The 1,974-nt window shown below is 59.7% G+C and carries 2 protein-coding genes; both read right to left on the bottom strand.

What is annotated here, in order from left to right; translation table 11 throughout:
• Positions 1-1,668 (bottom strand): tetratricopeptide repeat protein (locus WCB02_RS24225; protein WP_423962140.1); only part of this gene is annotated, 1,668 nt, incomplete at its 3' end.
• 82 nt (positions 1,669-1,750) lie between these two features.
• A partial coding sequence (locus tag WCB02_RS24220) for a hypothetical protein (protein WP_423962138.1) occupies positions 1,751-1,974 on the bottom strand: 224 nt, incomplete at its 5' end.

Genomic DNA, 1,974 nt, shown 5'->3' with positions numbered 1-1,974 from the left:
AAATTGCTTGGCGGCTTCGGCCGGGTTGCCGGCCTTGGTGTACAGGTCTCCCAGCTCAGCCACATACAGGGGCATGGGCACTACAGCGATTGCGGCCTGGTAGAGCTTGATGGCTTCCGCGTAGCGGCCTTGATTGCCGCTAAGCTTTCCCAGCCCGGCCAAAGCACGATAGTCGCCGGGATGGATGTTAAGCGCGGCCAGGTATGCATTGTTGGCGGCAGCAATATCGCCTGCTTGAAACCCGTATTCGCCTAGTTCGTAGTAGAGCCAGGCGAGGTTCTCCGCAGGCAATCGAGCTTCGGTTCCAGCCGCTACCGCGCTTTTCATGAGGCGGATTGCCCCCACCGTGTCGCCGGAGACGAATCTGAGATACGAGGTGCGACTGTCGCGCACATAAACATTGCGCGGCTGCGAAGCGGTGTCGCCGGATATGTCAAGGAGCGAATAAGCAACCGCGGCTCGCTCGTATTCGCCCATATCCGCGTTGGCATCGCCCACAATGGCAAATGAGGAGAGATCGCCGGATCCCAGGGCCAGTGCTTTCTGGGCATAGGTGATGGCATCGCTGAAGCGATGCTCGCCCATGCACACTTCCGCCATGGTGGAGTAGGCGGCATCGGCGGAGAAATCCGTGCTGTTCAGGTCGAGAGACTTGTTCAGTGCCTGCTCTGCCAGCTGAAAGTCTTCCACGTCGCCGGTTTCCCGGGCGCGCTGGAAAAACGCTGCGCCCAGAGCGGAATAAGCAGCCGGATCTTTGGGGTTGCTCTGGACTCGGCTCTGCATGGTCTTGATGGTGCGCTCAGTGCCGGTGGCGTGAGGGATCAGGAGAGCGGTGGGCACCGGAGAGAAGACCACCGGCGTGATGGCGGAAGATTGTATCGCGGGCTCGACACGTTCGTGATGCTCCAGCGTTGTGGAAGAGGACAGGGCGCCGGCTTCCACCGCAGGGTGAACGAAACCGATGCGTGCCCGGTTCTTCAGCGTCTGCGGATAGCCGGGAAAAAGTTCGTCGGCACGCTGCAGCATCTGGCTGGCGGAATCCAGCTTACCCATGTCGATCTCGATGGCTGCGATGTGGTTCGCGATCGCGGCTAGCTCGCCGGTCTCGCCGGGCGAGGTTTCGGCGTAAGCACGATCGAGTACCTCCAACGCACCTTCAGGATCGCCATAGTGCTCGCGAATGTCGGCAGCAATCAGCAATCCGGGAACGTTGAAGGGCTGCAGGTTCAACATCCATTGCGCCGAGGCTTCGGCATCCTGATAGTTGCCGAGACCTATATAGGCTCGAGCCAGATATCCATGGACCGTTGCATCGTCGGGGTTGTGGAGGTTCAGGTCTTTAGCCTCGTCCCTGGCGCGGGCAAACTCATGTTGATCGAGTAGAAGAGCTACGTGTGCTTTGCGCAGCTGAAAATCCTGCGGAGCGAGGCTGAGGCCAGTGGCGATGGCCTCCGCTGCCTGGCGATCGTACTCCGAGGACTCTGTCTCCTGTGCGCGGCTGATGTAGGCCAGGGCAAGATTGTTGTAGGCCTCAGGCTTCTTGGGGTCGGATGCGATCTGCTGCCTGGCAGCTGCGATGCGTTGCTCCGCGGGAGTCGCTTGCTGAGTTTCTGCCTTGGCAAACAGGACGGAAGCGGCGATGAGAATGATTGCAGATGAGAGCTTCATCACTTGCCTTTACTAAATGGCGAAGGTCACCGGGCACACTTGAGAGTAGTGTGCCCGGGAAACTTCGACAGGTTTTGCAGCGTTACATGACAGGGCAGGTGGTGCTGCCGCCCTGGTCTGCCGGTGGAGCGTCCGCTTGATTACTGCTGCCAAGGTTTGGCTGATCACCGCAACCTGTTTCACTGGGGTCGATGTGACGGCTATCGCGACCGCTGTAAGCGAAGTGCACATACGGGAAGGTTTCCTGTGTGGGCACATCGGGAGCAGCGACGCCATCGCCGATCAGGTTATTGGGAGCGACGTTGA

This window comes from Bradyrhizobium sp., assembly GCF_049581145.1.
Classification (GTDB): domain Bacteria; phylum Pseudomonadota; class Alphaproteobacteria; order Rhizobiales; family Xanthobacteraceae; genus Bradyrhizobium.
This window is presented reverse-complemented; position numbering and strand designations above follow the sequence as displayed.